This window comes from Imperialibacter sp., assembly GCF_040222385.1.
Classification (GTDB): domain Bacteria; phylum Bacteroidota; class Bacteroidia; order Cytophagales; family Cyclobacteriaceae; genus Imperialibacter.
Window position 1 is genome coordinate 500,467 of record NZ_JAVKDF010000023.1, and the last position, 24,681, is coordinate 525,147.

Consider the following 24,681-nt stretch of genomic DNA (forward strand, 5'->3'; position numbering starts at 1 on the left):
TTCAAATTATTGAGTGATTAAATCTTTCAGACCGTTAGGGAAAAATGCTTCTACAAACGGCACGGTGTTCAAAAACTCCCGGTGAGAAGTGATTTTTCCATCCTTGGTCGTGATATGCCCCATGTAAAGCATCTTGTAAGGCCTGCCATTGGCCAGGGTGGCTTCACTCTCGTATTCGGCCACCACCTCAGTAGGCGTTTCCATCAAAATATTGACGCTGGTAAAATGAAAGTTGGGAGCCATTTGCAGCATCCCCTTCATGGAACCGGCTATTTGTTCATGGCCTTCAAATTTTGAAGGCATACCAAACGTGGCTACATAGGGAGCTTCCAGGTAGCCGTCTTCTGCAAAGAATGAAGCCGCCTTTTCAGGGTTACCCTCACTTACACAAGTAAGGAATTCTTTGAAGGCAGCAGCAGCTGACTTTGGTTGTTCGTCAGCGATGGCGAATTTGACGCCAGTCAATTCTTCACTCAAATCCCATAAACGTCTGGCTGCGGCTTTGTCCAAAGAGTAGGCTTGCACACCATCTGCACCAGCAGGTTGATTGCTATCGGTTATCAATCCGGCGATGTCTGCATCTTCACAGTATACGCCCCCGATATTATTGAGCAGAGGGCTGGTGGCACACCAAATAGTAGTGGCAGCTCCCTGAGGCACCGTTTTCAAACTTGCTGCTACTTCGGGAAGCATGTTGCCTTTCGCATCCAAAAAACCCATTTGCTGAAATAGCTCCAGCGGTGCCTCACGAGCCAGGTCGGTACCCCCTACTGAACCAGGATGTACAGCGTAAGCTCTTATATTAAATTGCCTGGCCCTGCTGTCCAGCTCCACTGAGAAGAGGTTACTGGCAGTTTTGGATTGCCCGTAGCCCTGTAGGGTTTCGTAATCTCTGCTTTCAAAATGAGGGTCTTCGAAGTTGAAGGGAGCAAACTGGTGTCCTTGAGACGACACGTTGACTACTCTCGCCCCGTTCGCCTTCAAAAGGGCTGGCCACAATTTTGCCACCAAATGAAACTGTCCAAGGTAGTTGACTGCCAATTGCGATTCGATGCCCCGACTGTCTCTGCGCAGCGGCACCCACATGATGCCTGCATTGTTGATCAGCAGGTGAAGAGGTCGTCCGGATGCCAGAAAACACTCGGCGAATGCGTCGATGGATTCCGGGTTGATAAGGTCGATTTCCTTCAGTTCGACATTGGCGATTCCCTGCAGACTTTTCTCTGCCTTCTCAATGTCTCTAACGGCAACGATTACTGTTGCTCCAGCACCCGCCAGCACTTTGGCTGTCTCCAGGCCGATGCCTGTGCCACCACCTGTTACGATCGCCACTTTGCCAGTAAGGTCGATGCCTTTGATGACCTCGCTTGCTGTTGACTTTGCGTTAAAGCCAGAGCCTATCGGCTGCTGCAACGCTCCCTGATAATTGTTCTGTTCCATTTCTAATTTTGTTTTGATAAGACAAAACTAGACGGAACAAATCCGGTCGACTTTGTTTAAAAGGCCGAAGATACTTTGTTTAAAAGGTCGGGTAACTGTTTTGACTTTTGCACCGAACCTGGTCATCACAGCGCCCTGCTCCAATGCCCGGAAATCTCTCATTTTTGTGGAGAGATGAATGAGGTTCTTCGGTAGCGGCGAGACACCCAAAAGACTAAAGCCACAAACGGAAGACGCTTGTGGCAGTGGGCATCCCGCCCAATTAGCAAAGGCATCTCCTATCTCCCTACCCCCCAATCATAATAACAACCCGCTGGTAGCGGGTGAGGGCTGGCTTGCCATTGTCGGTCGCTTCTAAGATCACGTGGATGGTTTGCCCGGGCCGTACGTCGTCTGGCGCCAGTACTTCGGCTTTTGAAGTGCCTGACTGTTCTATCTCTACCTTGCCACGGTAGGTGCCCACCGGCAGTTGAGACCATCTCAAAGTCACCTTGTTGCCATCGGGGTCAGTTGCTGTGCCACGGAGGCGTACTTTTTGCCCGGGTGCTGCCACCACCGTCAGCGGCCCCTGAATGGTTACCTCCGGCTCGTGGTTGGCGTCGGCATACCTGGGGGTCACAGCCCATTGCATGCGGGCGGCAAAATCCTGCTGCGCCTGTGGAAAGAAATTGGGGTAGGGCAGCTCTTCGGCTTTGGGCTCGTTGTTGGCGCTCCCCATTCTGTCGGCCATGGCATCAGCGCTTGCGTCGGCAGGCATGGTAAAAATATCGGCAGCTGCTGGCCCGGCTTCCACCTTGCCGCCCCAGCCTCCCCAGGTGCCTTGTTCGTGGGCACGCAGCCCGTTGCCCAGCATGTTCATGAAGGTGTGGTTGTCGCCTTCACCCAGCCACGAGCCCTTGGCTTGCACCGGCATCCACACCACATAGCCCATCTTTTTCAGCTCTTCGGTGGTGTGGCCAGCTATGCCGAAATAGTCGACCACGTCGCCTTTCACCATCTGCTTGCCGTCGCCCCACACCCGGTAGAGGGCGCCAAGGGATCCCCGATCCGATACATTTTCCTTCATCCAGGCAGGGGTGAGGTAGGGGGCGTTTTCCTCCGAAGCTCTTATCTGAGCTCCGTAGCCATAGTTGGGTCCGCCTCTGAACTGCCGGTACTCAATCTCCGGCCAGTTGGGTTTGATGTAGGTGGAATAAGTGGCGTCCTGGTCGCCGGAAGGCAGCAGCACCACTTTGCGGCCAATTTTTCTTTTGATCTTGTCCCATTCGGTGGTGTACTGGTATTGCTCTTCGATCGACTTCAGCGCACGGGCAATGGTGCTCTGTCCGCCCCAAGCAGTGATGTAAAGCTGACCAGGCTCATTGTCTATAATCAGCGACCTGATGAGGTCGGAACCGGGCGAGTCTTTGGAGATGTCGCCATCGAACTCAATGTTGCCGTAGCGGATTTTCGACTTCAGCTCGTCGGGAGAAGGATACTGCCCGTTATGGGTTTTGAGGTTAGGGTAGGCTTTTTCGTAGGCTTCCACAATGTCGTGAATAAAGCGCTCGTCTTCTGCCCAGCGCCACGACTCGCAGGGGCACAGGTCGAGCCCGAAGCGATCATATTCTCTACCTGGCACAAACCATTTGGTGCCCTTGCCATCGCCCTTCCAGTGAAACTGGCTGCTGGCATAGATAAGGCCTTCAATTTTCAGGTCGCTGCTGTAGAGCAGCAGACGGATGAGGGAGTTGTTGTCGTCGAGCTCAGGGTCGGCGGTGATGATGATACGGGGCTTGGCCTGTGCTGCGACAGTTTGTGCGGCCAGCTTGTTGAGAGGCATCACTGCAACGCACAGAAAGATGAAAAGGAGGAGGCAATGGCCTTTCGGCGCCTGAGTTGTTGAGCACATGGTTGGCAAAGGGTGTTTCGTAGCCGACTGCACCTCGCAGCCGTTCTTTTGCCTAAGATACTAACAAATCTGTTTCTGGCAGCAGGCATTGTTTCATTCGGTATTGACTAGATGATTCAGCTGCTGTCTTGTTCGGGTCCACCGCCTGAATCTTTAAGCAGAATGGTTTAGGAGGCAGCGGATCTTTGAGAAGTAGAGGCAGAGGCTTGCCCTGTAGGAGAAACATTGGCCTTGGCGGCACGGCGTGAACCACTGACCACCACGCCGCACCCGGTTTGTCTTAAACCTGCCTTAAAGGCGACTCCTATTCATATCGCAAACTCTCTGCCGGATTGGCATTGGCCACCTTGGAGGTTTGCCAGTAGATGGATGCAAAGCCAATCAGGAAGAGAAAAAGTACACTCGCCACAATTTCAATGACGCCCACGCCACTGCTGTACTTGAGCAGCATGCGGAGAAAAATGTAGTCGTAGAAAAAGTAAGCGAACGGAATGGCCAGCATTGCAGAGATCACAATCAGTCTCACAAAATCTTTGGTCAGTGCATAGTAAAGGCTTTTGTTGGTGGCACCCATAATTTTCCTGATGGCGATTTCCTTCGTTCTGTTTTCGGTGGTGTAAGCCACCATTCCCAGCAAACCCAGGCAGGAAATGGTTATGGCCATGGCACTCAGGTAGCTGAAGATCTTGATCTGCGCCGTCATGAAGTAGTACGCTTTTTCAATTTCATCGTTCAGGAAAGTAGCTTCAAAAGAAGGCTTTTGGTCAATACTCATCCAAATGGCATCCAGGTCGCCAATCGTGCGCTTGATATCCGTGGAGTTGATGGTGAGCAGCGCATAGTTGCTGTTTTCCAGTGAGTGCCTGAACACGAGAGGGCTGATGTACTCGTTGAGTGGCTCAAAGTTGAAGTCCTCTAAAGCACCCACTATCCGGCATTGGGTGCCGTCGGCCAGTGTAAAGGTGAGGGAATCGCTCTTGGTTTTGAAAACGCCCATGGCCTGAATGAATGCCTGATTGACCAGCACCTGCTCTTCATTTTGATTGGAGGCAGTAAGCCTTCCTTCTCCCCAGGCGAGTTTCATATGGAGTTGATCAATAAAATCCTCACCGATAAAAACTTGTTTTACGGGCAGGGTGTCCACTTGGTTAGGGGTCACCTCGAGCTGTGTTGGTAGAAAAACGCCGGGCAGGTTGGAAGCTGCTGTAACCGATTTTACATCAGGATGCGCTTTGAATTCGTTGAGCAACACTTGCTTGTCGATCCCCTGAAAAGGCACAGCTAGCACATTGTCCGAATTAAAACCATGTTGGTAGCTGAACACATAGGCATACTGCTTGCCGATGGCGGCCACGCCGATGATGAAAACCAGCGACAGGAAGAATTGAAAGACAAACAATCCTTTTTTGATTCCCGAAACATTGGCTGATTTGTTTTGCAGTTGTCCCTTCAGCGTATTCACCGGGTTAAGCCTCGAGAAGTATAGTGCCGGAAAAATTCCAGCCAATAAACCAATGACCAATGCAAGCACAGTGATGGCTATCACGAGCATCAAGCCGAATGACGTGTCCAAAGACTCAGCGGCCATTACCATGTCGAGAAACTCCGGTTTGATGAAGTAGAAAACAAACAACGAGCCGAGCAGTGCCAGGAATGTCAGCAGAATTGTCTCAACGATGAACTGCATCTTTATCTGTCCCTGACCTGCGCCCACCACCTTCCTTATGCCAATTTCCTTGGCCCTTTTCAGCGCCCGGGCAATAGAAAGATTGGTATAGTTGAAAATAGCCGGCAAAAGGATGAGACAGCCAATAGCCATGAAAAAGAGCAAACTGGGCAAGTCCCAGCCAACCCCCAGGCCATTACTGACATTCCACGTGGGAATCACATTGTCCAACCGTGTAGCCTGGAGATTTATTTGCTGGTTGGGGTGAAAGGAGGCGGCTTGCGCAGATACCTGGGCCAGGGCTTCGGTCAAAGTGGCTTCGTTAGTACCGGCCTTTAGCAGTAAGTACAGATAGTTGTCTCTGAAGTTTATCCAGTCAGTATTCAGGCGAGCCTGGCTGTTTATTTGCTCAAATGTTTGGTGGGAAGTGAGCAACTGGAAGTAAAAATGCGTTTCTTTCAGGTCGTCTATTACGCCGGTTACGTGTAGCTGCCCGTAGTCGGACTCAAGCACCTGCCCGACAGGGTTTTCGTTTTTGAACAACGTTTCGGCCGTCGACCTGGTCAGTACCACGCTAAAGGGCTCTGTCAAAGCAGTTTTCGCATCGCCGCTAAGCAGTGGAAAGGTAAATACATCAAAAAATGTTGCATCGGCGAAGTAGCCATTGAAGTGCATAGAGTTGCCCTTGTGCTGCACCTCGGGGCTGAATCCCTCTTTGACTTTCACCACCTTTTCAACGAACGGGTATTTTTCGCTCATAAAATCAGCGGTGGCATTGAAGGTAGACGCATACAGCCTGGTATCCTCTTTGTCGGCTATCGAGGTGTTGACCTGATAGATGCGGTCCTTGTTTTCTTGAAATTCATCGAACCTAAAAATGGACACGGCAATGGACAAGGCCAGCACACAAATGGACATGCCAAGTGCCAGGCCAATGATATTGATGCTGGTAAAAAGCTTTTGCTTGGAGAAGTTCCTGACGGCAATTTTGAAGTAGTTCCTGATCATGGCGAGGGAGTTTCCTGAGTAGTAGTGGGAATAGGCGGCGGCATCTTTTCTTTTTCTTAGTGTGTAGGAAAAGGCAAGAGATGCTACCTGTCTGAAGTAAATAAGCTGTGCTTTAAACTTCCCCTTGTCAGCGACGTTGTAGAGAAAGTCTTCATCCAAATCGCCAAGCAGGTCTTCTGTGTCGGCCGTTTTGGCCCACCATGCAAAAGCTTTTTTGGCAAAACCGGGAGGAGAGGGGTGCTGGGAGTTCTTCATAGCGACAATTTCACTTTTGTGTTGGCCCACAGTTCATCCCGCAGCGATTTCACATCGTTCAGGGCTGCAATGCCGCTGGATGTAAGCTCGAAATACCTTTTTCTTCGCCCACCTCTTTCGTTGGTAGGCTCACCGAGATAAGACGAAATGAACCCCTTTTCTTCCAGCCGTGTGAGCGTGGAATGCATGGCGCCCATACTGAGGTTTCTGCTGGTTCTTTCGTTAATGTCGCGGATAAGCCCCAGCCCATAAGCCTCTTTGCCCAGGTTGGCAACAGTTAGCAAAACAAGTTCTTCAAACTCTCCTAAGTAGCCTTTCATTATATCTTTCTATTTGTGAGATGATATATGATACGGGTCTTTTGATTATATGTTTCTGTTTTTGAGATAAAAAAAATGAGGAACCCATATTTAGGCAGTTTCCGGGCTGCCAGCGGTAATTTTTTTCCCTCACAGCTTGCCTCCTTCTATCCACTCCTTAAATTCACACCAAAGAGAAGCAACATGGACCTGATAAAATATGAGACTGGTGAGCGCCTGGCGTGGATCACGCTCAATCGACCTGAGAAGAGAAATGCGCTGAGTTATGAATTGGTAGCTGAGCTGAAGGAAGCTTTTCAAAAAGCCGCCTACGATCCCAAAGTGAAGGTGATCATTCTGAGAGCAGAAGGCACTTCTTTTTGTGCCGGTGCCGACATCGCCTATTTGCAGCAATTGCAAAGCAATACCTACGAAGAAAACCTGGATGACAGCATCCACCTGAAGGAGTTGTTTGAAATGATCTACACCATCCCCAAAGTAGTAATTGCTCAGGTGCAGGGCCCTGCCATTGCAGGCGGCTGTGGACTGGCCACGGTTTGCGACATGGTGTACGCAGTGCCCGAAGCCCAGTTTGGCTACACTGAGGTAAGGATCGGCTTTATTCCTGCCATTGTGATGGTGTTTCTTGTGCGGAAGCTGGGAGATGCAAAGGCAAGGGAGCTACTGCTCACTGGCCAGCTGATCGATGCCAAAAAGGCGTGGGAATTGGGTATTGTAAATGAGGTAGTCGTCGCCGATAAGCTTGCAGGCAGGGTGGAGGAAATGGCGGCCAGGCTGATTACCAACAACTCGGAGCAGTCGATGGGCATGACCAAGCAAATGATGGCAGAAGTGCAGCAGATGTCGATTGTTGACGCCCTGCAGTATGCCGCCGAGCAAAACGCTGTTGCCCGCTCGACCAAAGACTGCAAGCGGGGAATGGCCGCTTTTTTGAACAAAGAGAAGATCAGTTGGTGACGACTTTGAGCGAAATGACTTCTAATTAGGAGCGTCATTCCGAGAGAGCAGGAGAATGTTGATCTATGTACCTGCTCGTTCAGCGATAGTGGGAATCTTCGTTAAGCGGGACCGGACGTAATTAATACCAACCAATTTTTCCAACCAACGCTGGTTCTTCTCTCTTTCTGCCCTTAGCTTTAGATTTGTTCTTACTCAAGATTCAAGCGCATCATCATGAAAAGTCCTTTAGTCCTGTTGTTTACCTTTCTCATCAGCTTTTCCGTTAGTTTGGCCCAAAACGCCATTGCTCCGCTTTTTCCGGTAACAATCACTCACGACTTTGCTGACCCGGAAAAGACTTTCAATGAGGTAAGGAAGTTGATTCTTGGCAACTACTACTCCGCTGAAGTTACAGACCAGGCGCTCTACTGGGCCGCCATTGAGGGGATGCTGCGCCACATCTCTCCGCCAGAGAACCCCGACTTGGCGAAGATTTGGACACCGGAGGAGTACGAAAACATTCTGAACTCACTCAAGGGTGTAAAGGTGTCGCTTGGCTTCAACAGCACATTCAACACCAACGACGGCAGCCTCACGGTAACAGAAGTGCTGAAAGACTCGCCTGCCGTGGGCAAGCTGCAGGTGTACGACCGCATCGTGCGCATCAATGGCGAGGCACTGAAGGGCAAAACATTGGCCTTCGTCAACGATCTGCTCGACGGGCCGGCCAACTCAGAGGCTACCTTGAAAGTGGTCCGGGATGTCAGCGTGATGGACGTAAAGCTGAAAAGAGCCGCCTTTCCTTCCAACGACCTGAAAGTGACTGTACTTCCGGGGAGGCCAGCGGCCCTTGTAGAAATTAAAAATGTGTCGCAGGGGCTTACGCAACAGCTGGCTGCCGACTTGCAAAAACTGAAAGAGCAGGGGGTAAAGAAAATACTGCTCGACTTGCGCAACAACCCGGGCGGGGTGCTGAACGAAGGGGTGAACATAGCCAACCTGTTTTTAAATAAGAATAATATTATTGTGCGCACAGTGGCCCGCAGCGACAAGGCCACACCGATTGTGGCCGACCGGGAGGCACCGTTCGACTTTGAAGTGGTAGTGCTGGTCAATAAAAATACGGCCTCTGCGGCCGAAATCATCGCTTCTGCTTTGCAGGATCACAAGCGAGCCACCATTATTGGTACCAAAACATTTGGCAAAGGGGTAATTGAAACCACCTACACGCTCGAAAACCAGTACAGGGTCAAGTTCATCAGCAGCGCTATGTACTCACCTGTAGGGCGGTCGTGGCAGGCCAGCGGTGTGTTACCCGATTTTCTGGTGCAGCAGGAGCCGTCCGTGAGTGAGTCGATGGCGAAGCTGCCCATCGACCAGCGGGTGAGCAACGATATTTATATCCTCACTGCCATTAAGCTTTTGCAATAGGTATCTTCGAAAAGTGAAAGCGCCAGCCGACATATTAAAGCAATACTGGGGATACGACGCCTTCCGGCCGCTGCAGGAGGACATCATCCAAAGTGTGCTCGACGGCAAGGACACACTGGCGCTCCTGCCCACAGGCGGTGGTAAGTCTATCTGCTTTCAGGTGCCTGCCCTGTGCGTGGAAGGTATTTGCATTGTGGTGTCGCCGCTCATTGCTCTGATGAAAGACCAGGTGTTCCAGCTGCAAAAGCGGGAAATTGAAGCAGAGGCCATCTACTCGGGCATGAGTAAAAGAGAAATTGATATCATACTCGACAACTGTATTTACGGCAATATCAAGTTTCTGTACGTTTCGCCTGAACGGTTGCTGACCGAGATTTTCATTGAGCGGGCAGCTAAAATGAAGGTGTCGCTGTTGGCCATAGACGAGGCGCATTGCATTTCGCAATGGGGCTACGACTTTAGGCCTCCCTACCTTCAAATAGCCGATTTCAGGGAGAAAATATCCGACGCCAAACTCATCGCTCTCACCGCCTCAGCCACACTGAAAGTGCAGCAGGACATACAGGACAAGCTGAGGATGAAAGCGACGGCTGTTTTTATGAAGAGCTATGCCAGAAAGAACTTGTCCTACTCGGTGTTTAAGGTAGAAGACAAAGGCAGGAAGCTGCTGGAGGTACTCACCAATGTGCAGGGGTCGGCCGTGGTGTACGTAAGAAGCCGGAAGCGCACCGAGGAGCTCGCCAAATGGCTCATGTCGAACCGCATATCTGCCTCCTACTATCATGCGGGGCTGAACGCCATGGAGCGGGCCAACCGGCAAACCCACTGGATCGACAACAAAGTGCGGGTGATGGTGGCTACCAATGCCTTTGGCATGGGCATCGACAAGCCCGATGTGCGGGTGGTGATCCACGTCGATATTCCTGACAGCCTCGAGGCCTACTATCAGGAAGCGGGTAGGGGAGGCCGTGACGAGAAGCTTGCCTACGCAGTCATGATTTATCTGGCAGCGGACGTCAGGGAACTGAAGGAACGCACCCTTCGCTCATTGCCGGAGGTTGAGTACCTCAAGCAGGTATACCAGGCACTGGCCAACTACTTCAAGCTGGCGGTGGGTAGCTCACAATTTGTGTCGTTCGACTTTGACTATGACCAGTTTATCAAAACCTACCAGCTGAATCCGTTTGAAGCCTTTGCTGCGCTGAAAAAACTGGAGGAGGAAGGGCTGATCCAGCTGACAGAGAGCTTTTACCAGCCATCGAGGCTGTTTGCTCAGGTCGACAAGCAGGAGCTTTATAAAATACAGGTGGCCAATGCTGCGGTTGATCCGGTGATCAAAGCAACTCTGCGACTTTTTGGTGGGGAGCTGTTCACTCATTTAACCACAATTTCGGAGAGCGACATTGCCCGATTGGCCAACTGCACCAGGGGTGAGGTGGTGAAGCAGCTGACCTATTTGGACACACAGGGTGCTTTTGTTTACGAAAAAATGAAAGATGCCCCGCAGGTGCAGTTCCTTACGCCCCGCCAGGATGCAGCCAAGCTTTCCATCGACAAACAGCGCCTGGCGCAACGAAGAGAAGAGCTGATTGGTAAGGTGGAGGCGATGGTAAAATACCTGCAGCAGGAAGTGAGGTGCAGAACACAGGTGATTCAGGAATACTTTGGTGAAGAAAATGACATCCCCTGCGGGATGTGCGACTACTGCATCAGGCAAAAGAAGATTCTTCAGTCGGAAAATGACTTCAATAAACTACTGACACAGCTGATGGATGAAATTGGAAAGAATCAGGTGTCGTTAGAGCAACTAATGAAGGGGCATTCTGGCAAGACAAAGGAGGCGAGAATGTACGGGATCAGGCATTTGCTGGATGAAGAAAAGGTGCGATACAACGAAGTAGGCAAGCTGATGCTCACTTAGCCAACACCGTTGCCTGAGGCACGTGGCTATTTTCCATTGTTGGAATACTCACAATAAATTCGCAGCCCCTGCCAATATCACTTTCCAACTGAATATCCCCTCCCAGTGCCAGCGTTAGCTTTTTTGCGATGGACAAACCAAGGCCTGTGGACGACTCGTTCCCAGTTGCCCTATTGCTGGTGGTGGTGTATTTGTCAAACAAAGTCAATTGTTCCTCTTTAGAAATGCCCGGCCCATTGTCTCTCACGATGATGGCGCAATGCTTTAGCTGCATGGCAAACTCCAGACTTACCGTGGCACCCGACTGGCAGTATTTTATGGCATTGGATAAAAGGTTGGAAAGTATCTGCGAGATGTAGTCGCCGTCAGTTAATACCTCATTTTTATTGTCTGATGGCGTAAATAACAACTCGATATCCTTCGACGCAGCTTTTGGGCTAAACTCGCTCATTGTTTCAACTATCAAATCATTGATGCTCACCATCTCAAGCTCTGGTACCCTGCTGGCTGGCGAAGCGTGCTCATTTCTGCCCAGGAATTTAGAAATGCTACTATTGATTCGCTGGCAAATGGATGCTATCAATTGCACATATTCTTTTCTCTCTTCGGCAGTAGTGGCTTCATGCTCCAGCAACCCGGCGATGGAAACAATATTGTTTACAGGGCTGCGCATGTCGTGGGCCACAAGCTTAATTAAGTCACTTTTTTCGTCATCAAGCCTCTTCAACTCGATATTTTGGTTGTTCACTTGCTCATTTACAGCATATAGCTTCTTTGTGACTTTTTTGAGCTTCCGTTGGTTCAATGCAATAAATGCGAGCAGGGCCACAAAGAAAAGTGCAGCGGCCAGATAATATTTTGACAAGGTGTTGGTGCTTGCCAACTCCCCCTGTGTAGCTTCAAGTTGATTGTTGAGAGCTTTGATCTTAAGGTTGGATTTTTGAATTTCGAAAGACGCCACCATATCGGCGATGTAGTTCTTGTAGCCTTCCGAGTTAATTGAATCCTGAAGGGTGTAAGCCCTTGAAATATCCCTTAGAGCAGGCCCTTCCAACCCCATTTTTTTAAGGATTTCTGCTTTGGTGAAGAGTACCCTTGTCAGCAGGGCAATGGCCTTGGTCTTCTCACTCTTTATGAGCGCTGAGTCGATCATCTCAAGTGCACTCCTCAGGTAGTTTTGTTTCAGACAAACGCTGGACAGATCCAGCATTATCTCTCCCTTTTCAATATCGTTGGTGCCCTCGTCAATGACGGTTTTTGCTTCAAAAAAGGACTTCTTAGCCTCTTTGTAAAGGCCTTTTTCCAAATAGAATTTCCCCAAAGCCCTGAGTCCGGCTGCGTTGATTCTCGGCGACAAGTTCTCTTTTCCTATCAGCACCAGCCCCAACTTATAATTCTCGAGGGCCAGCGTGTCTTTATGCATGCCTGCGTATATGTCGGCCAATAGAACGTGGGAGAGTCCACCTTCAATTTTGACCTCGTTGCTCAGGCTGAATTGATCACATTCCCGCACCCGGTCAAGCGCCTTTTGAAACTCTTTGTTTTTCACATAAACAGCCGCCTGATCGTAGTAGCAATAGGCCACCAGCTGGTTTTCATTTCCCTGGCGGTAAACGTCCATGGCCTCATTTAGGTATTTCAAAGCGTATTCATGGAAGCCGAAGGCAGAGTAAACAAGACCAATGCAATGCAACGATTCTCCAATGAGCCGGTAATCATTGATCTCAACACTAATATTTCTGGCCTGTTCAAGCAGTGTTAGGGCTGGAATAATTTCTCCGTTATTTAGCTTCATCATGCCTTCCTCCTTTGTTGCGAAGGCCAGACCTGCTTTGTAGTCAAGCTCCCCGGCTAAATTTTTTGCTTGCTGTATGTAAGCGCTGGCTTTTGAGGGGTCGGATATATTGTAGTACAGCGAAAGTTTGTTGAGCACGTCCACAAGCTGCTCTTTCTCACTGGTTTGGAGAAGGTTGATCAAGCTGTCCCGACTTTTGTCGGAGGGGAAATAGATGGAGTCAGCCCAAAGATTGGCTGAAATAGAGAGAGTGACAATGAAGAGAAGAAGTGATTTCACCTTTATAAAGCAGTCTTTTATAGGTTAAAGCACTCTAAGGATATAATTAGGTCTGTGGTCAACGAAAATACAAAAAGGCGGCTTTAAAGCCGCCTTTTTTTTATTTATTTTCAGGGAGTAGCTCTATTGAAGGGCTTTTACGCCCGGAAGTTCTTTGCCTTCCATAAATTCAAGAAGGGCTCCTCCACCTGTTGATACGTAACTTACCTTGTCTCCGTAGCCGAGTGTATTAACGGCAGCAGCAGAGTCGCCTCCACCAATAAGAGAAAAAGCACCATTGCCAGTTGCTTTCACTACGGCATCGGCAATTTTCTTTGTGCCGTTGGCAAACTTCTCCATTTCAAACACACCCATGGGGCCGTTCCAAAGGATCGTTTTGCTTGATTCCACCACTTTCGAGAAAACGGCAGTGGCTTCCGGTCCGATATCGAGCCCCATCCAGCCGTCAGGTATAGAGTGGTTGTTGGCCACTTTTGTATTGGCGTCGTTGCTGAAGTTATCAGCTATTATCGAATCGATAGGCAAGTGAAGCTCAACACCTTTTTCCTTGGCTTTCTGAATCAACTCCCTGGCGAGTGAAAGCTTGTCTTCCTCTACCAGTGATTTGCCAATATGGCCACCCATTGCTTTGAAGAATGTGTAGGACATGCCGCCGCCAATGATGAGGTGATCAACTGTATCCAGCAGTCTTTCGATGATCAGTATTTTGTCGGAAATTTTAGCACCACCCATAATGGCTGTAAAGGGCTTTGTGGCATTTTCAAGTACCTTCTGTGCGTTGTCAAGCTCTGCTTGCATCACGTAGCCACACACTTTGTCCTTCATGTAGTTGGCCACGATAGTAGTGGAGGCGTGCGCCCTGTGCGCAGTTCCGAAGGCATCGTTTACATACACATCACCATGTTTAGCGAGTTTTTGTGAAAACTCCGCATCACCTTTTTCTTCCTGCTTGTAAAACCTCAGGTTTTCAAGTAACAAAACATCTCCTGGTTGTAGAGCGGCACTCATTTTGAAAGCTGCGTCGCCAATACAATCGTCGGCAAACTGAACCTTTGTTCCAAGGGCTTCACTTAGGTAGGCTACTACATGCTTCAGCGAGAACTTGTCTTCCGGCCCTTCCTTCGGGCGGCCTAAATGGCTCATGAGTATCACCGAGCCTCCGTCTTTTAAAATTTTATTGATTGTTGGAATGGCTGCCTTTAAGCGGTTGTCGTCTGTTATATTGTTTGACTTGTCGAGGGGCACATTAAAATCGACCCGTATTAGCGCTCTTTTTCCTTTAAAATTGTACTGATCTAGTGTTATCATAAAAGGTTTTTAATTTTTTAAAACCAGGGAAATAATTGGCTTGAGAATGTGGGCTAATGATAGATGTAAAATTACTTTTTTTCAGCGAGTTTGAAAGAGGTTCGCCGGGTCTTTCGTTTTCCGCTACGCCTGGGCACGCTTCAGGCGGTCATTAATGGCCTTCCCCAAACCGATTTCCGGGACATATTCGGCAACAATGCAGTTCGCAGTGGTTTTGTCCATTTTTCGCATGGCTGAAAACAGATTGGCAGCCGCTTCATCAATGTTTCCCGTTTTCGACAGGATGAACTTATGGTTTTCGGGCACCTCAGGGTAGTCTTTCTGAAATGAAATAACCGCCACTTTCAGCGGGTTTAATTTGGAGATCAGCTCTTCCAGGTCGCCAATAACTACCCTTTTAACAGGAGCATAGTGGCTTTTTAGCATGCCTGGTGCGGTGGGGTCGGAGCTCATATTGGTTCTTATGCGCACTGTGCCAATGAGCTTTTCTATTTCGTCAATTCGCTTACCACCCAGTCGATAAACAACCGGCTTATTGTTTTCGAACCCGATAATGGTTGACTCGATACCGACACGGCACGGCCCCCCATCGAGGATGTATGGGATGGACTCGCCAAGCTGGTCCTGCACATGGTGTGCGGTTGTGGGGCTTACATAGCCAAATGGGTTGGCGCTGGGTGCCGCCAGCGGGTAATCAAGTTGCTCCAGTAATTCCTTCGTGAGCGGGTGGTCGGGGATTCGCACCGCCACAGTTTTTAACCCGGAGGTAAGCAGCAGCGGAATCCTTTTTTTCTTTGGAAGCAGTAGCGTAAGTGGGCCGGGCCAAAATGCCTCAGCGAGGTCAAGCGCTACATCCGGGATGTCTTTAACAAAGGTCTTAACTTTTTCGAGGCTATTGGTGTGTGCAATAAGCGGATCGAAGGAGGGCCTGTTTTTTACCTGAAATATTTTTAAAACAGCGGCATCATTAAAAGCATTTCCCGCAAGACCATACACAGTCTCAGTGGGCAACCCTATAAGTTGCCCCCGATCCAAAAAGGATTTTGCTTTGTCTGTGTCGATCCCTATTTCCGCCATGAAATTTCATCAGATACTGCGAATCTACAATTATTCTGTTTATTTCGTGATGTATTAAATTACACGCAAAAAATATTTTAAAGCTATGAGTCAAAGAACAAGATCTATCATAAAACTAATCGCTGTACTCGTTGTGCTGCTACTTGTTTTGGGTGAGTTGAGTATTGTCATTATCCCAGCTATTGCTGCCTACAAATTTTGGCTGATGGTCATCGCCTTTATGTTGGTGCTGATTAGCTCCAAATAGGATAAAACAAAGATTATCTTGCAGATGCCTCTGATGAAGTTTTGACTATTCAAAGGTATGAATTAACGCTGCCTACGATTAATAGCCTAATATTTTGCAGAAAGTAAGGAAATACTTACATCAGTTTTTTGCTTTCATAGCACTATTTTGATGTGTTACCTTCCTGAAAGGCGTGCAAGTGTTGTTTTTTGCACCAAAACTTACATGTATAATATCGCCAGGTTTAATACCTGAATAGTATCATTGCAGCGCTCTACCTTTGAGTTAATTAATCAAATGGAAAACGATCCAATTGATTAGGTTCTTTAAGGTTTAATTAAGGTTGATGGTGGGCCCCGAGCAGATTTTGTCTGCCGGGGTTTCTTATTTTTAGTGGTTGAGTATCAGCCTGACAGTTTTTTGTTCACCAGAGGCCAATTGTATCCGGCAAAAGTAAACTCCATCCACCACTGCCGTGCCCGTTACGTTCGTTCCATCCCATGTCATAGTAGTGGCCCCTTCAAACTGTGTGCCCCAAACAAGCGTTTTGATCTGCTGTCCGGCGGCATTGTAAATGATGGATTTCACAATTTGTTTTTTTGGTATTTCGAAAGGAATGCTAATCAAATCAGTGAAAGGGTTGGGGTAGGGGGCACCGACAATAAATTTCTCAGAAGACGACGGTCTTTCGATCACCAAATGATCGGATATAAAAGTTTCAAATATGCCATTTCCATGGGTAGCAATCGCCAGTCGCCCGTCAAGCGGATTGTAGCTCAGCATAGGCACCACGCTATAGCCAACCACGTCTGCACCTTCTCTGGCCCAGGTGGTGGTGGTTCCCGATAGCGCTTCGGTTGCGTAAAGCCCCGACCCGGTGCCAACAGCAGCCATTAGCTCACCGCCTTTCATAGGGATGAGCTGCCCCCAACGGACACTGGGGCCATTTCCCGTTCCATCTGCATGCTCTTCTAGGTTACCACTTATGTCGGTGAATGAAAGGCCGCCATCGTCTGAAAAGAAGACACTGGGAATGCCGTAGTTGGAAAAGACCACCATGATGTTGTGGTGATCGGACGGGTCAATGGAAATGGAGCTGATGAACGCTTGCGGGAAATCAGCACCTGTAATTTCTTCCATATCAAAGGCTGTGTCTCCTGCTGAAGTCAGCTTGAAAAGCCTGCCGGTACTGTTACCATACAGTAGCCATTTTTCTCCCGTGGTGCTTATTTCCATAGCTGTAATTTGCCCTTCGGGGATAACCGACGACTCGATTCGCTGCCAGTTAGTGCTCGTCTTTTCCTGCGAGCCGTTAGTGATCTGGCTTAGGTTTGAGTTCCTCCAAATGATGTTTCCACCGGCCAGGAACATGATATTGTTATTGCCCGGGTCAAGCCTGAAAGGGTTCACGAACAGGTAGCCATTGTCGCTGTCAAGCCCCCCATTTGTTGGGTCTACCCTGGCATAGCCGGTGAGTTCGAATTTAGTATTGAACGTAAGCCGGTAGATTTGCGCCATTTGTGCCGACACATACCAAAATGTGCCATCGGAGGTGGTTTGGCAATAGCTGCCATCTCCAGAAAAAACCTGGTCCCACGGAGGGTTTTCGCCGGGCGCACTTCTCAGGTAGGTACCATTGTCCTGCATGCCGCCCACCATCAGGTCGCTGTACTCATATTTGGGGATGTCGATGGTGAAAAACTGGGAAGTCAGGTAGCCATTGTTGAGGCTTAGCCAGTTGACTTCTTTCGACAGTCCACTCCAGGTAATCGACACGCCGGCGTCGTGACCAGAAAGCATTTTTGCCGGATCAGCGCTGTAGAAGGTGAGTACATGCTGGTCGGCGTGGTGGTTTGGGTACTGGCTGGCATTGTTTTCCGGGTCGTATCCTCCAATCCACTCGGTGTTGTCCTTGCTTTTAAAGCCGTCGGACGAACGAAACAGATTGGTACCGCCCATGAACACGATGTTTTCATCAGTTGGGTGAACCTCCAGTAGCATATTGTAGCCGTTTTGGGTGTCAAACTCACCCACTCTGCCACCAAAGTCTGGTATGTTGGCCGATAGGTTCTCCCAAATATACTTATTGCCAGAAGGCAGGTAGGTGGCTTTCCACAGGTTAGTGGCGGCGGCATCAACTAAAAAGTAGATGACTCTTTCGTTGGAAGGCGACGGTGTGATGACTATCCTTCTGTATTGAGCTGGAAACCCTGTGGGGGTAATGTCAACCCAGGATAGTCCATCTTCTGATCTGTAAATGCCGGCTTTTGCCCAGTTGTTGTCGGCATTGCTTGTGGTACTCAATGCTCCATACTTAATCCCGTTTTTTGTAACTGACACGTCGCTAAAGAACGGAAAGGTTTTGTCATTCAAATCGGTACCGGGTGGCTCGCTCAGCAGGTCTGCACCCAGCACAGTTGCCCAGGTCTTGCCGCCGTCGGCAGAGCGGATGATGCCTCCAATGGTGGCGGCGTACAGTTCGTCTTCATTGCTGTTGGCCGTATTGATGGCCAGTTTGTAGATATACTGAAAAGGACTTCCAAAAGTGGTGACATCCCCTGATACAGTAGCACTCAGTGGTTGCCAGGTGAGCCCTTTGTCGGTCGATTTGAAAATACCGTCGCCTCTGTACGGTGTGGAATTATTCGCTCTGGCTGAGTTGAAAAGGGAATATTCGCCCGTGCCGAAGTACCAGGTATCGGTGTGGCCAGCCCGAGTGTCCTGCACCAGGCAACTCACGCTGTTGATCATCTCGGGGGGAGTGATTCTTTTCCATATAATCCCCTCATTTTCAGTTCGCCACAATCCACCGGAAACGCCTCCCGCCAGAATTACCTTTTCATTGCTGCGGTCGATGGCCAGCGCACGGGTACGGCCGCCTACGTTGAAGGGTCCTCGTGGGATGTATGCCCTTTCCTCGGTTCTCGCAAAACCACCGAGCTTCATTTCTCCGCTTGTAGGCAGATGTCGGGTAAACTTGAGGGCCTTGCTGTGAATACCTGCGGGGATTGCTCCTGACACCGGATCCGCCAGCATCATGCGTTCAAAGTTGGCTCTGGCATCCGGATCTTCCTCAACGCCCAGGCTGGTGGGCGTAAACGGCGTGGCCAGCACTTCAACTGACTGCTGGTCGCCGTCGTTTGAAAACTTTCCTAAAAAGTAAATCGAAAGGAGGCCGCTGCCAAGTAAAAGTGCGGAGATAAAGAGAGCCCTTCTGTTCATATCAACTTCACGGTATCAGGTTAGCGATTCCTTTAGCTTGTGTGTTTTCTTAACCATTCGGAGAATCGATTCTTCAAAGCCCGCTTCTGCTGTAACAGACGACAAGGACACCCACCTTACATCTCTGCTTTCGTTGCTTACAACAAGAGGAGCAGAGGCTTCAGCCATGGCAATAAACCTGATGTCGTAGTGAAAATGGACAGGCTCGTTGCCTCTTTCAGGAATAAGGTGGATATCGATATCAAAAATATCTTTGGTGAGCCATTTATAGTCACCAAGCCCTGTTTCTTCTTCGAGTTCTTTGGCGGCCACTTTCAACACGTCCTCTTCACCATCGGCATGACCGCCTGGCTGCAGCCATTTGCTGAGCTTTTTGTGGTGCAACAGTACTACCTGATCGAGGGCTGGAGAAACCACCCAGGCAGAGCCGGTGATGTGGCCAGAAACCAAATCTCTGCGGAAGCAACCTGGAAAATTTTGAAGAAGAGATACAAACCTTGGAGCGTAATGAACCTCACTTGAATGCGCTGTAACGTAATGGTCCAAGAGGCTGATCAATTCTTTTCGGGACATCCGGTCTACTGAATCACAATGTTTACCTTGTTCATTCGTCCTTCTTGTAAGGGAGCTGTTTCGGCGCCTTCGCCGTTGTTGTCAAGGTCTCCTTTTCTGGCCACAACAAAGTAAGGCTTTGGCTCCAGTTTGGTAAAAGTTACTCGTCCTTTGCCGTCGGTCAACTGCGACTCCTGCACAGGGTTTTCCTCTGCAATATAATTCTCTTCTGTGTCATAAAGGGTTACAGTAACGCCCTCTTCTGCATTACCAAGACTATTTAGAACAGTGATTCTCAGGTTGGTGGGGAGCAACTGAGTGGAAGACGTGAGCAGCACGAAGCACGCAATCATTAAAATATTAATGCCTGTAATTTTGTAAGCAATTCTTTTCATTGTTTTGAGATTTATAACGGTTTTAAGTTCATCAGTCGATAGAAAACAAATGTGAGATCAATTCTCTATGGTCTTCGGCAGGCTCATACTGTCTGTCGAAGTAGATATTAGCCAATAGCTTAATATAGCTTGGCTGATCATCGATCATTATGTACTCCACAAGAATGTTACCAAAAAGTTGTTTGGACAGCTGATCAGTAGTACCCATAGGTGGTTTTAGGTAGTGTTTCTCTCTGGTTTCAATCGTGTCGTTCTTCTCCGTGATCGTCACATCGCTGTTTACCTGCCTGTAGCCCAAGGTTTTGCTGATTTCCGCCAGGTAGTCGAACAGAAACTGAAACTCCGGCTTATCGAAATCTGGCGAGTATGTCAGCGCAAATCCGTTGGACGCCGAGGAGGCAAACACGTGCACATTGGGTTCACTTTGAATTCCTGATTTTTTGAAATGGTAGGAGCGGCTGTAGTCCGAAATCATTTTGGTGGCACGGCCATCCAACTTCCATTGCTCATAGCCTTGCAGGTATTTTTCATTTCTTACAATCACCTCATGAAGGATGATCGAAGTTTCGCTGCCCCGGCTATTGAATAATTTCTGATATAACTGATCGAAGAATGCCATTTCCGAAAGATAACGAGATGCAGGGTGGATTAGTTAAAACAAGAATAGATTTTTATAGATTGGTCCAAATTATTGAGCAAACATGAAGAAAATACATTCAGACGAGGCACCTAAGGCCATAGGCCCTTATTCGCAGGCGATCAGATCCGGAGGCCTCATATTCTGTTCGGGGCAAACACCCATTGTGCCCGACACCAACAAAATGGTTGAAGGGGAGATAGGGCCGCAGACCCAGCAGGCATTGATGAATTTGTCGGCAGTGTTGAAAGCCGAAGGCTTGTCGCTGAGCGACGTAGTGAAAACGACTGTGTTTCTTAAAAACTTCAGGGACTTTCCAGCGATGAATGCTGTATATGCAGAAGTGTTTGGAGAGCATCAGCCTGCCAGGAGCACAGTGGAGGTGAGCAGGCTGCCCCTGGATGCATTGGTGGAGATTGAATGCATTGCTGAGGCCAGTTGATAACAAAAGGCGGCAGAGGCGGGTTATCATACCATGTTATCTATCGCATTGATTTTGATGTTGTCAGTTGGATTGAGTGAGGCTCAGCCTGGCGATCCACTTGAGCAGTTTGCCTGGAAAAACAGGGTCATCCTTGTCTTTCATTCCGAGTCACACGTGGGCACTGCTCTTGAGCAAGTGGCGCTATTCAAAAAACGGCAAAAAGAGTTTAATGACCGTGATCTTGTGTTAGGGGTCATTGATGGTGGAAGAAAGGGGGCAATTGATGGAACGCTGATTGATGCTAAAGATGCCGCAGGTTTGCAGCAAACCTTTAACCCAACCAATGGTGATTTTTTAGTCGTTCTGATTGGGAAAGACGGCAGCGTTAAGCTAAAGGAACAAACTGTGGTGCCGGCCAGCACAATTTTCAACTTGATAGATTCTATGCCCATGCGGCGGTCCGAAATGAGGAGAAACCAGTAGCGTCAGCTAGCCCCACCAAGGGGAGGCAACTAGCTTTTATATAAAGTGACTTCATTAACGAGTGTTCGCCTCTCGTTGAAGCTTCGAATGTTTTGCAGAGTAGTCAACGCAATTTGTTCCAACGCCTCACTGGTAAGAAACGCCTGATGTGCTGTAATCAGCACGTTAGGGAAGGTCATGAGGCGGGAGATAACGTCGTCGTCGATGATGACATCAGAGAAGTCCTGAAAGAAGAGGTGCTCCTCCTGCTCGTAAACATCGATGCCCAGGGCGCCAAGCCGACGACTTTTCAATGCATCGATAGTAGCAGGTGTGTCGATGAGCGCTCCCCGGCTGGTGTTGATTAAAAAGGCTCCCGGTTTGATGTGCTCCAGTGCTTTTTCGTCTATCAAGTGGTGTGTTTCAGGTGTCAGCGGGCAGTGAAGCGATAGGATATCAGACTGAGCCAGCAGCTCGTTCAACGGGTAGTACGCAATGCCCTTCTCAGTCAGTTCCGTGTTTGGGAAGGGATCGCAGGCAATGACCCGGCAGCCAAACCCCAGCATGATACTGGCAAAGGTAGCCCCAATTTTACCAGTGCCAATCACTCCAACAGTTTTGCCGAAGACATCGAACCCGGTCATGCGCTCCAGTGAGAAATTGCCCTCTCTCACCCTGTTATATGCTTTGTGCGTTTTTCTGTTCAGGGCAAGTAATAGTGCGACCGCATGCTCGGCCACGGCGTGAGGAGAATAGGCGGGTACTCTCACCACCTTGATGCCTGCTTTGGCAGCGGCTTCCAGATTTACCTGATTGAACCCGGCGCACCTGAGGGCTATCAGCAAAACCTTCTTACTTTTCAACACATCAATGACTTGCTCATTGATCGTGTCGTTCACAAAACAGCAAACAACTGCTCCCTCTGGAATGACCACTGCCGTGATGGGATCCAGAGACGCTTCTATGAAAATGAAGTCGAATTCCTTATTGGCTTTTTCGAAGTATTCTTTGTCGTACGATTTGGTGCTAAAGAATACGATTTTCATGTTCGTTTACGCTATTTGGACTTTCTCTTGAATCCTCCCTTTTTGGCAGGCGCTGCTTCGGCCAGCTCCACACATTCGGCGTAGGTAAGCTCCTTAGGTTCTTTACCTTTCGGAATTTTCACGTTCTGTTTGCCAAACTTGATGTAAGGGCCAAAACGACCGTTCAGCACCTGAACTTCTTCGTTTTCAGTGAATTTCTTGATGAGCCTGTTGGCCTCCAATTCTCTCTTAGCCCTGATGATCAATACAGCCTCTTCCTCGGTCACCGTCATTGGGTCAAAATCTTTGGTAAGCGAATAGAATTGACTTTTGTGACGGATATACGGGCCAAACCTGCCGATAGCAGCCACCATTGGTTCCTCTTCAAACATCCCGATTTCCCTGGGGAGCTTAAACAGCTCAAGGGCATCTTCCAATGTTATATTCTCCATCAGCTGCCCCTTTTTCAGGCTGGCGTATTTGGGCTTCTCGTCTTCTGTTGCCTCACCTATTTGTGCCAGAGGGCCAAAACGCCCGAGCCTTACAGTCACCTTCTTGCCGCTGGCCGGGTCAATGCCCAGCTCTTTGCTGGCACCTACTTCCGACCGGTCAACCTTTTCGGTGCTTTCCACCCTTGGGTGAAACTTGCCGTAAAAGGAGTCAATCATAGTTTGCCATTGCACTTTGCCGGACGCTATGTCGTCAAACTCTTTCTCCACCCGGGCAGTAAAAGTGAAATCGATCACGTTAGGGAAATGGAGCACCAGGAAGTCGTTGACCACCATGGCCAGGTTGGTAGGGAAGAGCTTCATTTTTTCGGCACCATAGTTTTCAGTACCTGTTTTGGCCGTGATTTTGCCGTTGGCTAGCGTCAGCTCCCTGTATTTTCTCTCCTTGCCGTCACGAGACTCCTTAATAACGTATTCTCTTTTTTGGATGGTGGAAATGGTCGGTGCGTAGGTCGACGGACGGCCTATGCCCATTTCTTCCAGCTGTTTTACCAGGCTTGCTTCAGTGTACCTGGTAGGTGGTCGGGTAAACGATTCTTTGCCAGTTATTTCCCTCAAAGTCAGCTTTTCACCGACCTTCAATGGCGGCAGCATTCCTTTAGCTTCTTCTTCATCCTCCTCGTCGTCGGTCGACTCGATGTATACTTTAAGGAAACCTTCAAATTGGATCACTTCTCCGGTGGCAGTCAATACCTCATCGGTAGTGGAGATGCCAATGGAAGCGATGGTTTTTTCTATTTGCGCATCCGCCATTTGAGAGGCGATCGCTCGTTTCCAGATCAGGTCGTAAAGCCGCTGTTCATTTCTTTCAGCACCTGCGGTGTGCGCTGAGAAGTCGGTAGGCCTGATGGCTTCATGAGCTTCCTGAGCACTTTCTGACTTGGTTTTATACTTTCTGTTTTGAACAAAATCGTTGCCATACGAAGACTTAATTTCGTTGGTGGCCCCACTAACAGCTTCCTCTGAGAGGTTGAGCGAGTCAGTTCTCATATAAGAGATTTTACCCGACTCATAAAGTCGCTGAGCAATGGTCATGGTCTGACTCACCGAGAAGCTCAGCTTACGACTGGCCTCCTGCTGAAGTGTTGATGTGGTAAACGGAGGGGCAGGCGATCTTTTGGTGGGCTTTTTCTCCAGGTTCTTGATGGAGAACTCTGCGCCGTTACATTTTTCAAGAAAAGCCTGTGCTTCTGCTTCAGTTTTAAACTTTTTGCCAAGCTCTGCTTTCAATACTTTACCACCTGCAAGCAGGAAATTAGCCGTGATTTTGAAAGAAGATTCAGAATTGAAGTGCTCCACTTCTCTTTCTCTTTCTACCACAAGTCGGACAGCCACAGATTGTACCCGGCCAGCTGAGAGACCAGTTTTGATTTTTTTCCAAAGAATGGGCGAAAGCTCGAAACCAACCAGGCGGTCGAGTATGCGGCGGGCCTGCTGAGCATTCACCAGGTCAATGTCAATACCTCTTGGATTTAGTATGGCAGCGTCAATCGCCTTCTTGGTAATTTCTCTGAAAACGATCCTTCTTGTATTCTTGTCGTTCAGATCCAGCGCCTCCTTTAAGTGCCACGAAATGGCTTCTCCTTCACGGTCATCGTCACTAGCCAGGTAAATCATCTCAGCTTCCTTCGATAACTTTTTCAGCTGCTTGATGACATCTTTTTTGTCGGCCGTTATTTCGTAAGTCGGCTTAAAACCATTTTTAATGTCGATTGCTTTGTCCCCCTTGGGCAGGTCACGAACGTGGCCGTAACTCGACGTAACTGAATAGTCCTTCCCTAAGTATCCTTCAATTGTTTTTGCCTTTGCTGGCGACTCGACTATTACAAGGTTTTTCGACATTTCTATGGGTTTTTTCCTTTCTACCAAAATGGTGAGGCGGTCAAATATCTTTAAAAA

At 48.8% G+C, this 24,681-nt stretch carries 19 protein-coding genes; 6 read left to right on the plus strand and 13 right to left on the minus strand.

Annotated features, from left to right (window positions below; translation table 11 throughout):
• Positions 1 to 6 precede the first annotated feature (6 nt).
• The 4 genes from RIG68_RS12565 to RIG68_RS12580 form a co-directional block, all read right to left on the minus strand.
• The gene (locus RIG68_RS12565; RefSeq protein ID WP_350122593.1) at positions 7 to 1,440 is read right to left on the minus strand and encodes an SDR family NAD(P)-dependent oxidoreductase; all 1,434 of its coding nucleotides are present in this window, start codon (positions 1,438 to 1,440) and stop codon (positions 7 to 9) included.
• 286 nt (positions 1,441 to 1,726) lie between these two features.
• The gene (locus RIG68_RS12570) at positions 1,727 to 3,331 is read right to left on the minus strand and encodes a DUF1593 domain-containing protein (RefSeq protein WP_350122595.1); all 1,605 of its coding nucleotides are present in this window, start codon (positions 3,329 to 3,331) and stop codon (positions 1,727 to 1,729) included.
• Positions 3,332 to 3,635: 304 nt separating this feature from the next.
• The gene (locus RIG68_RS12575) at positions 3,636 to 6,260 is read right to left on the minus strand and encodes an ABC transporter permease (protein WP_350122597.1); all 2,625 of its coding nucleotides are present in this window, start codon (positions 6,258 to 6,260) and stop codon (positions 3,636 to 3,638) included.
• Positions 6,257 to 6,580, minus strand: a complete 324-nt coding sequence (locus RIG68_RS12580; RefSeq protein ID WP_350122599.1) for a PadR family transcriptional regulator — start codon at positions 6,578 to 6,580, stop codon at positions 6,257 to 6,259. The genes RIG68_RS12575 and RIG68_RS12580 overlap by 4 nt, the downstream gene beginning before the upstream one ends.
• A 183-nt stretch (positions 6,581 to 6,763) precedes the next feature.
• Between RIG68_RS12580 and RIG68_RS12585 the strand changes: the two genes are divergently transcribed.
• The 3 genes from RIG68_RS12585 to RIG68_RS12595 all read left to right on the plus strand — a co-directional run bounded on the left by RIG68_RS12585 (position 6,764) and on the right by RIG68_RS12595 (position 10,871).
• Positions 6,764 to 7,537 (plus strand): enoyl-CoA hydratase/isomerase family protein, encoded by a 774-nt coding sequence (locus RIG68_RS12585; protein WP_350122601.1) that lies wholly within the window; start codon positions 6,764 to 6,766, stop codon positions 7,535 to 7,537.
• 216 nt (positions 7,538 to 7,753) lie between these two features.
• Positions 7,754 to 8,950: a S41 family peptidase gene (locus RIG68_RS12590; protein ID WP_350122603.1), complete on the plus strand. Its 1,197-nt coding sequence runs from the start codon at positions 7,754 to 7,756 to the stop codon at positions 8,948 to 8,950.
• Positions 8,951 to 8,963: 13 nt separating this feature from the next.
• Entirely contained in the window at positions 8,964 to 10,871 is a 1,908-nt protein-coding gene (locus tag RIG68_RS12595; RefSeq protein WP_350122605.1) for a RecQ family ATP-dependent DNA helicase, read from the plus strand.
• Here RIG68_RS12595 and RIG68_RS12600 read toward each other — a convergent pair.
• From RIG68_RS12600 to RIG68_RS12610, 3 genes are all read right to left on the minus strand, one after another.
• Complete coding sequence (locus tag RIG68_RS12600) at positions 10,864 to 12,945, minus strand: tetratricopeptide repeat-containing sensor histidine kinase (RefSeq protein ID WP_350122607.1); 2,082 nt, start codon at positions 12,943 to 12,945, stop codon at positions 10,864 to 10,866. The genes RIG68_RS12595 and RIG68_RS12600 overlap by 8 nt on opposite strands.
• 123 nt (positions 12,946 to 13,068) lie before the next feature.
• Positions 13,069 to 14,253 carry a phosphoglycerate kinase gene (locus RIG68_RS12605; protein ID WP_350122609.1) on the minus strand — a complete coding sequence of 395 codons (1,185 nt, stop codon included), beginning with the start codon at positions 14,251 to 14,253 and terminating at the stop codon, positions 13,069 to 13,071.
• Between the two features lie 123 nt (positions 14,254 to 14,376).
• Positions 14,377 to 15,330 (minus strand): L-threonylcarbamoyladenylate synthase, encoded by a 954-nt coding sequence (locus tag RIG68_RS12610; protein ID WP_350122611.1) that lies wholly within the window; start codon positions 15,328 to 15,330, stop codon positions 14,377 to 14,379.
• An 85-nt stretch (positions 15,331 to 15,415) separates the two neighbouring features.
• On the opposite strand from RIG68_RS12610, the gene RIG68_RS12615 reads away from it, so the two are divergent.
• On the plus strand, positions 15,416 to 15,577 hold the full coding sequence (locus RIG68_RS12615) for a hypothetical protein (protein ID WP_193217886.1): 162 nt from the start codon (positions 15,416 to 15,418) through the stop codon (positions 15,575 to 15,577).
• A 369-nt stretch (positions 15,578 to 15,946) separates the two neighbouring features.
• On the opposite strand, the gene RIG68_RS12620 is transcribed toward RIG68_RS12615, so the two are convergent.
• Genes RIG68_RS12620 through RIG68_RS12635 form a run of 4 tightly spaced genes read right to left on the minus strand, consistent with a single transcriptional unit; the run spans position 15,947 to position 20,344 of the window.
• Complete coding sequence (locus RIG68_RS12620; RefSeq protein ID WP_350122613.1) at positions 15,947 to 18,778, minus strand: FlgD immunoglobulin-like domain containing protein; 2,832 nt, start codon at positions 18,776 to 18,778, stop codon at positions 15,947 to 15,949.
• Between the two features lie 15 nt (positions 18,779 to 18,793).
• The gene (locus RIG68_RS12625; protein WP_350122615.1) at positions 18,794 to 19,324 is read right to left on the minus strand and encodes an NUDIX hydrolase; all 531 of its coding nucleotides are present in this window, start codon (positions 19,322 to 19,324) and stop codon (positions 18,794 to 18,796) included.
• Between the two features lie 32 nt (positions 19,325 to 19,356).
• Positions 19,357 to 19,725, minus strand: a complete 369-nt coding sequence (locus RIG68_RS12630; RefSeq protein ID WP_350122617.1) for a carboxypeptidase regulatory-like domain-containing protein — start codon at positions 19,723 to 19,725, stop codon at positions 19,357 to 19,359.
• Between the two features lie 31 nt (positions 19,726 to 19,756).
• Positions 19,757 to 20,344: a hypothetical protein gene (locus RIG68_RS12635; protein ID WP_151999463.1), complete on the minus strand. Its 588-nt coding sequence runs from the start codon at positions 20,342 to 20,344 to the stop codon at positions 19,757 to 19,759.
• 82 nt (positions 20,345 to 20,426) lie between these two features.
• Here RIG68_RS12635 and RIG68_RS12640 point away from each other — a divergent pair, with 82 nt between their 5' ends.
• Both RIG68_RS12640 and RIG68_RS12645 read left to right on the plus strand, forming a co-directional pair.
• The gene (locus tag RIG68_RS12640; RefSeq protein ID WP_350122619.1) at positions 20,427 to 20,804 is read left to right on the plus strand and encodes a RidA family protein; all 378 of its coding nucleotides are present in this window, start codon (positions 20,427 to 20,429) and stop codon (positions 20,802 to 20,804) included.
• 33 nt (positions 20,805 to 20,837) lie between these two features.
• The gene (locus RIG68_RS12645; protein WP_350122621.1) at positions 20,838 to 21,269 is read left to right on the plus strand and encodes a DUF4174 domain-containing protein; all 432 of its coding nucleotides are present in this window, start codon (positions 20,838 to 20,840) and stop codon (positions 21,267 to 21,269) included.
• A gap of 29 nt (positions 21,270 to 21,298) precedes the next feature.
• Here RIG68_RS12645 and RIG68_RS12650 read toward each other — a convergent pair whose 3' ends face one another.
• Positions 21,299 to 22,294 carry a 2-hydroxyacid dehydrogenase gene (locus RIG68_RS12650; RefSeq protein WP_350122623.1) on the minus strand — a complete coding sequence of 332 codons (996 nt, stop codon included), beginning with the start codon at positions 22,292 to 22,294 and terminating at the stop codon, positions 21,299 to 21,301.
• 11 nt (positions 22,295 to 22,305) lie between these two features.
• On the minus strand, positions 22,306 to 24,624 hold the full coding sequence (topA, locus tag RIG68_RS12655; protein ID WP_350122625.1) for a type I DNA topoisomerase: 2,319 nt from the start codon (positions 24,622 to 24,624) through the stop codon (positions 22,306 to 22,308).
• Between the last annotated feature and the right edge of the window lie 57 nt (positions 24,625 to 24,681).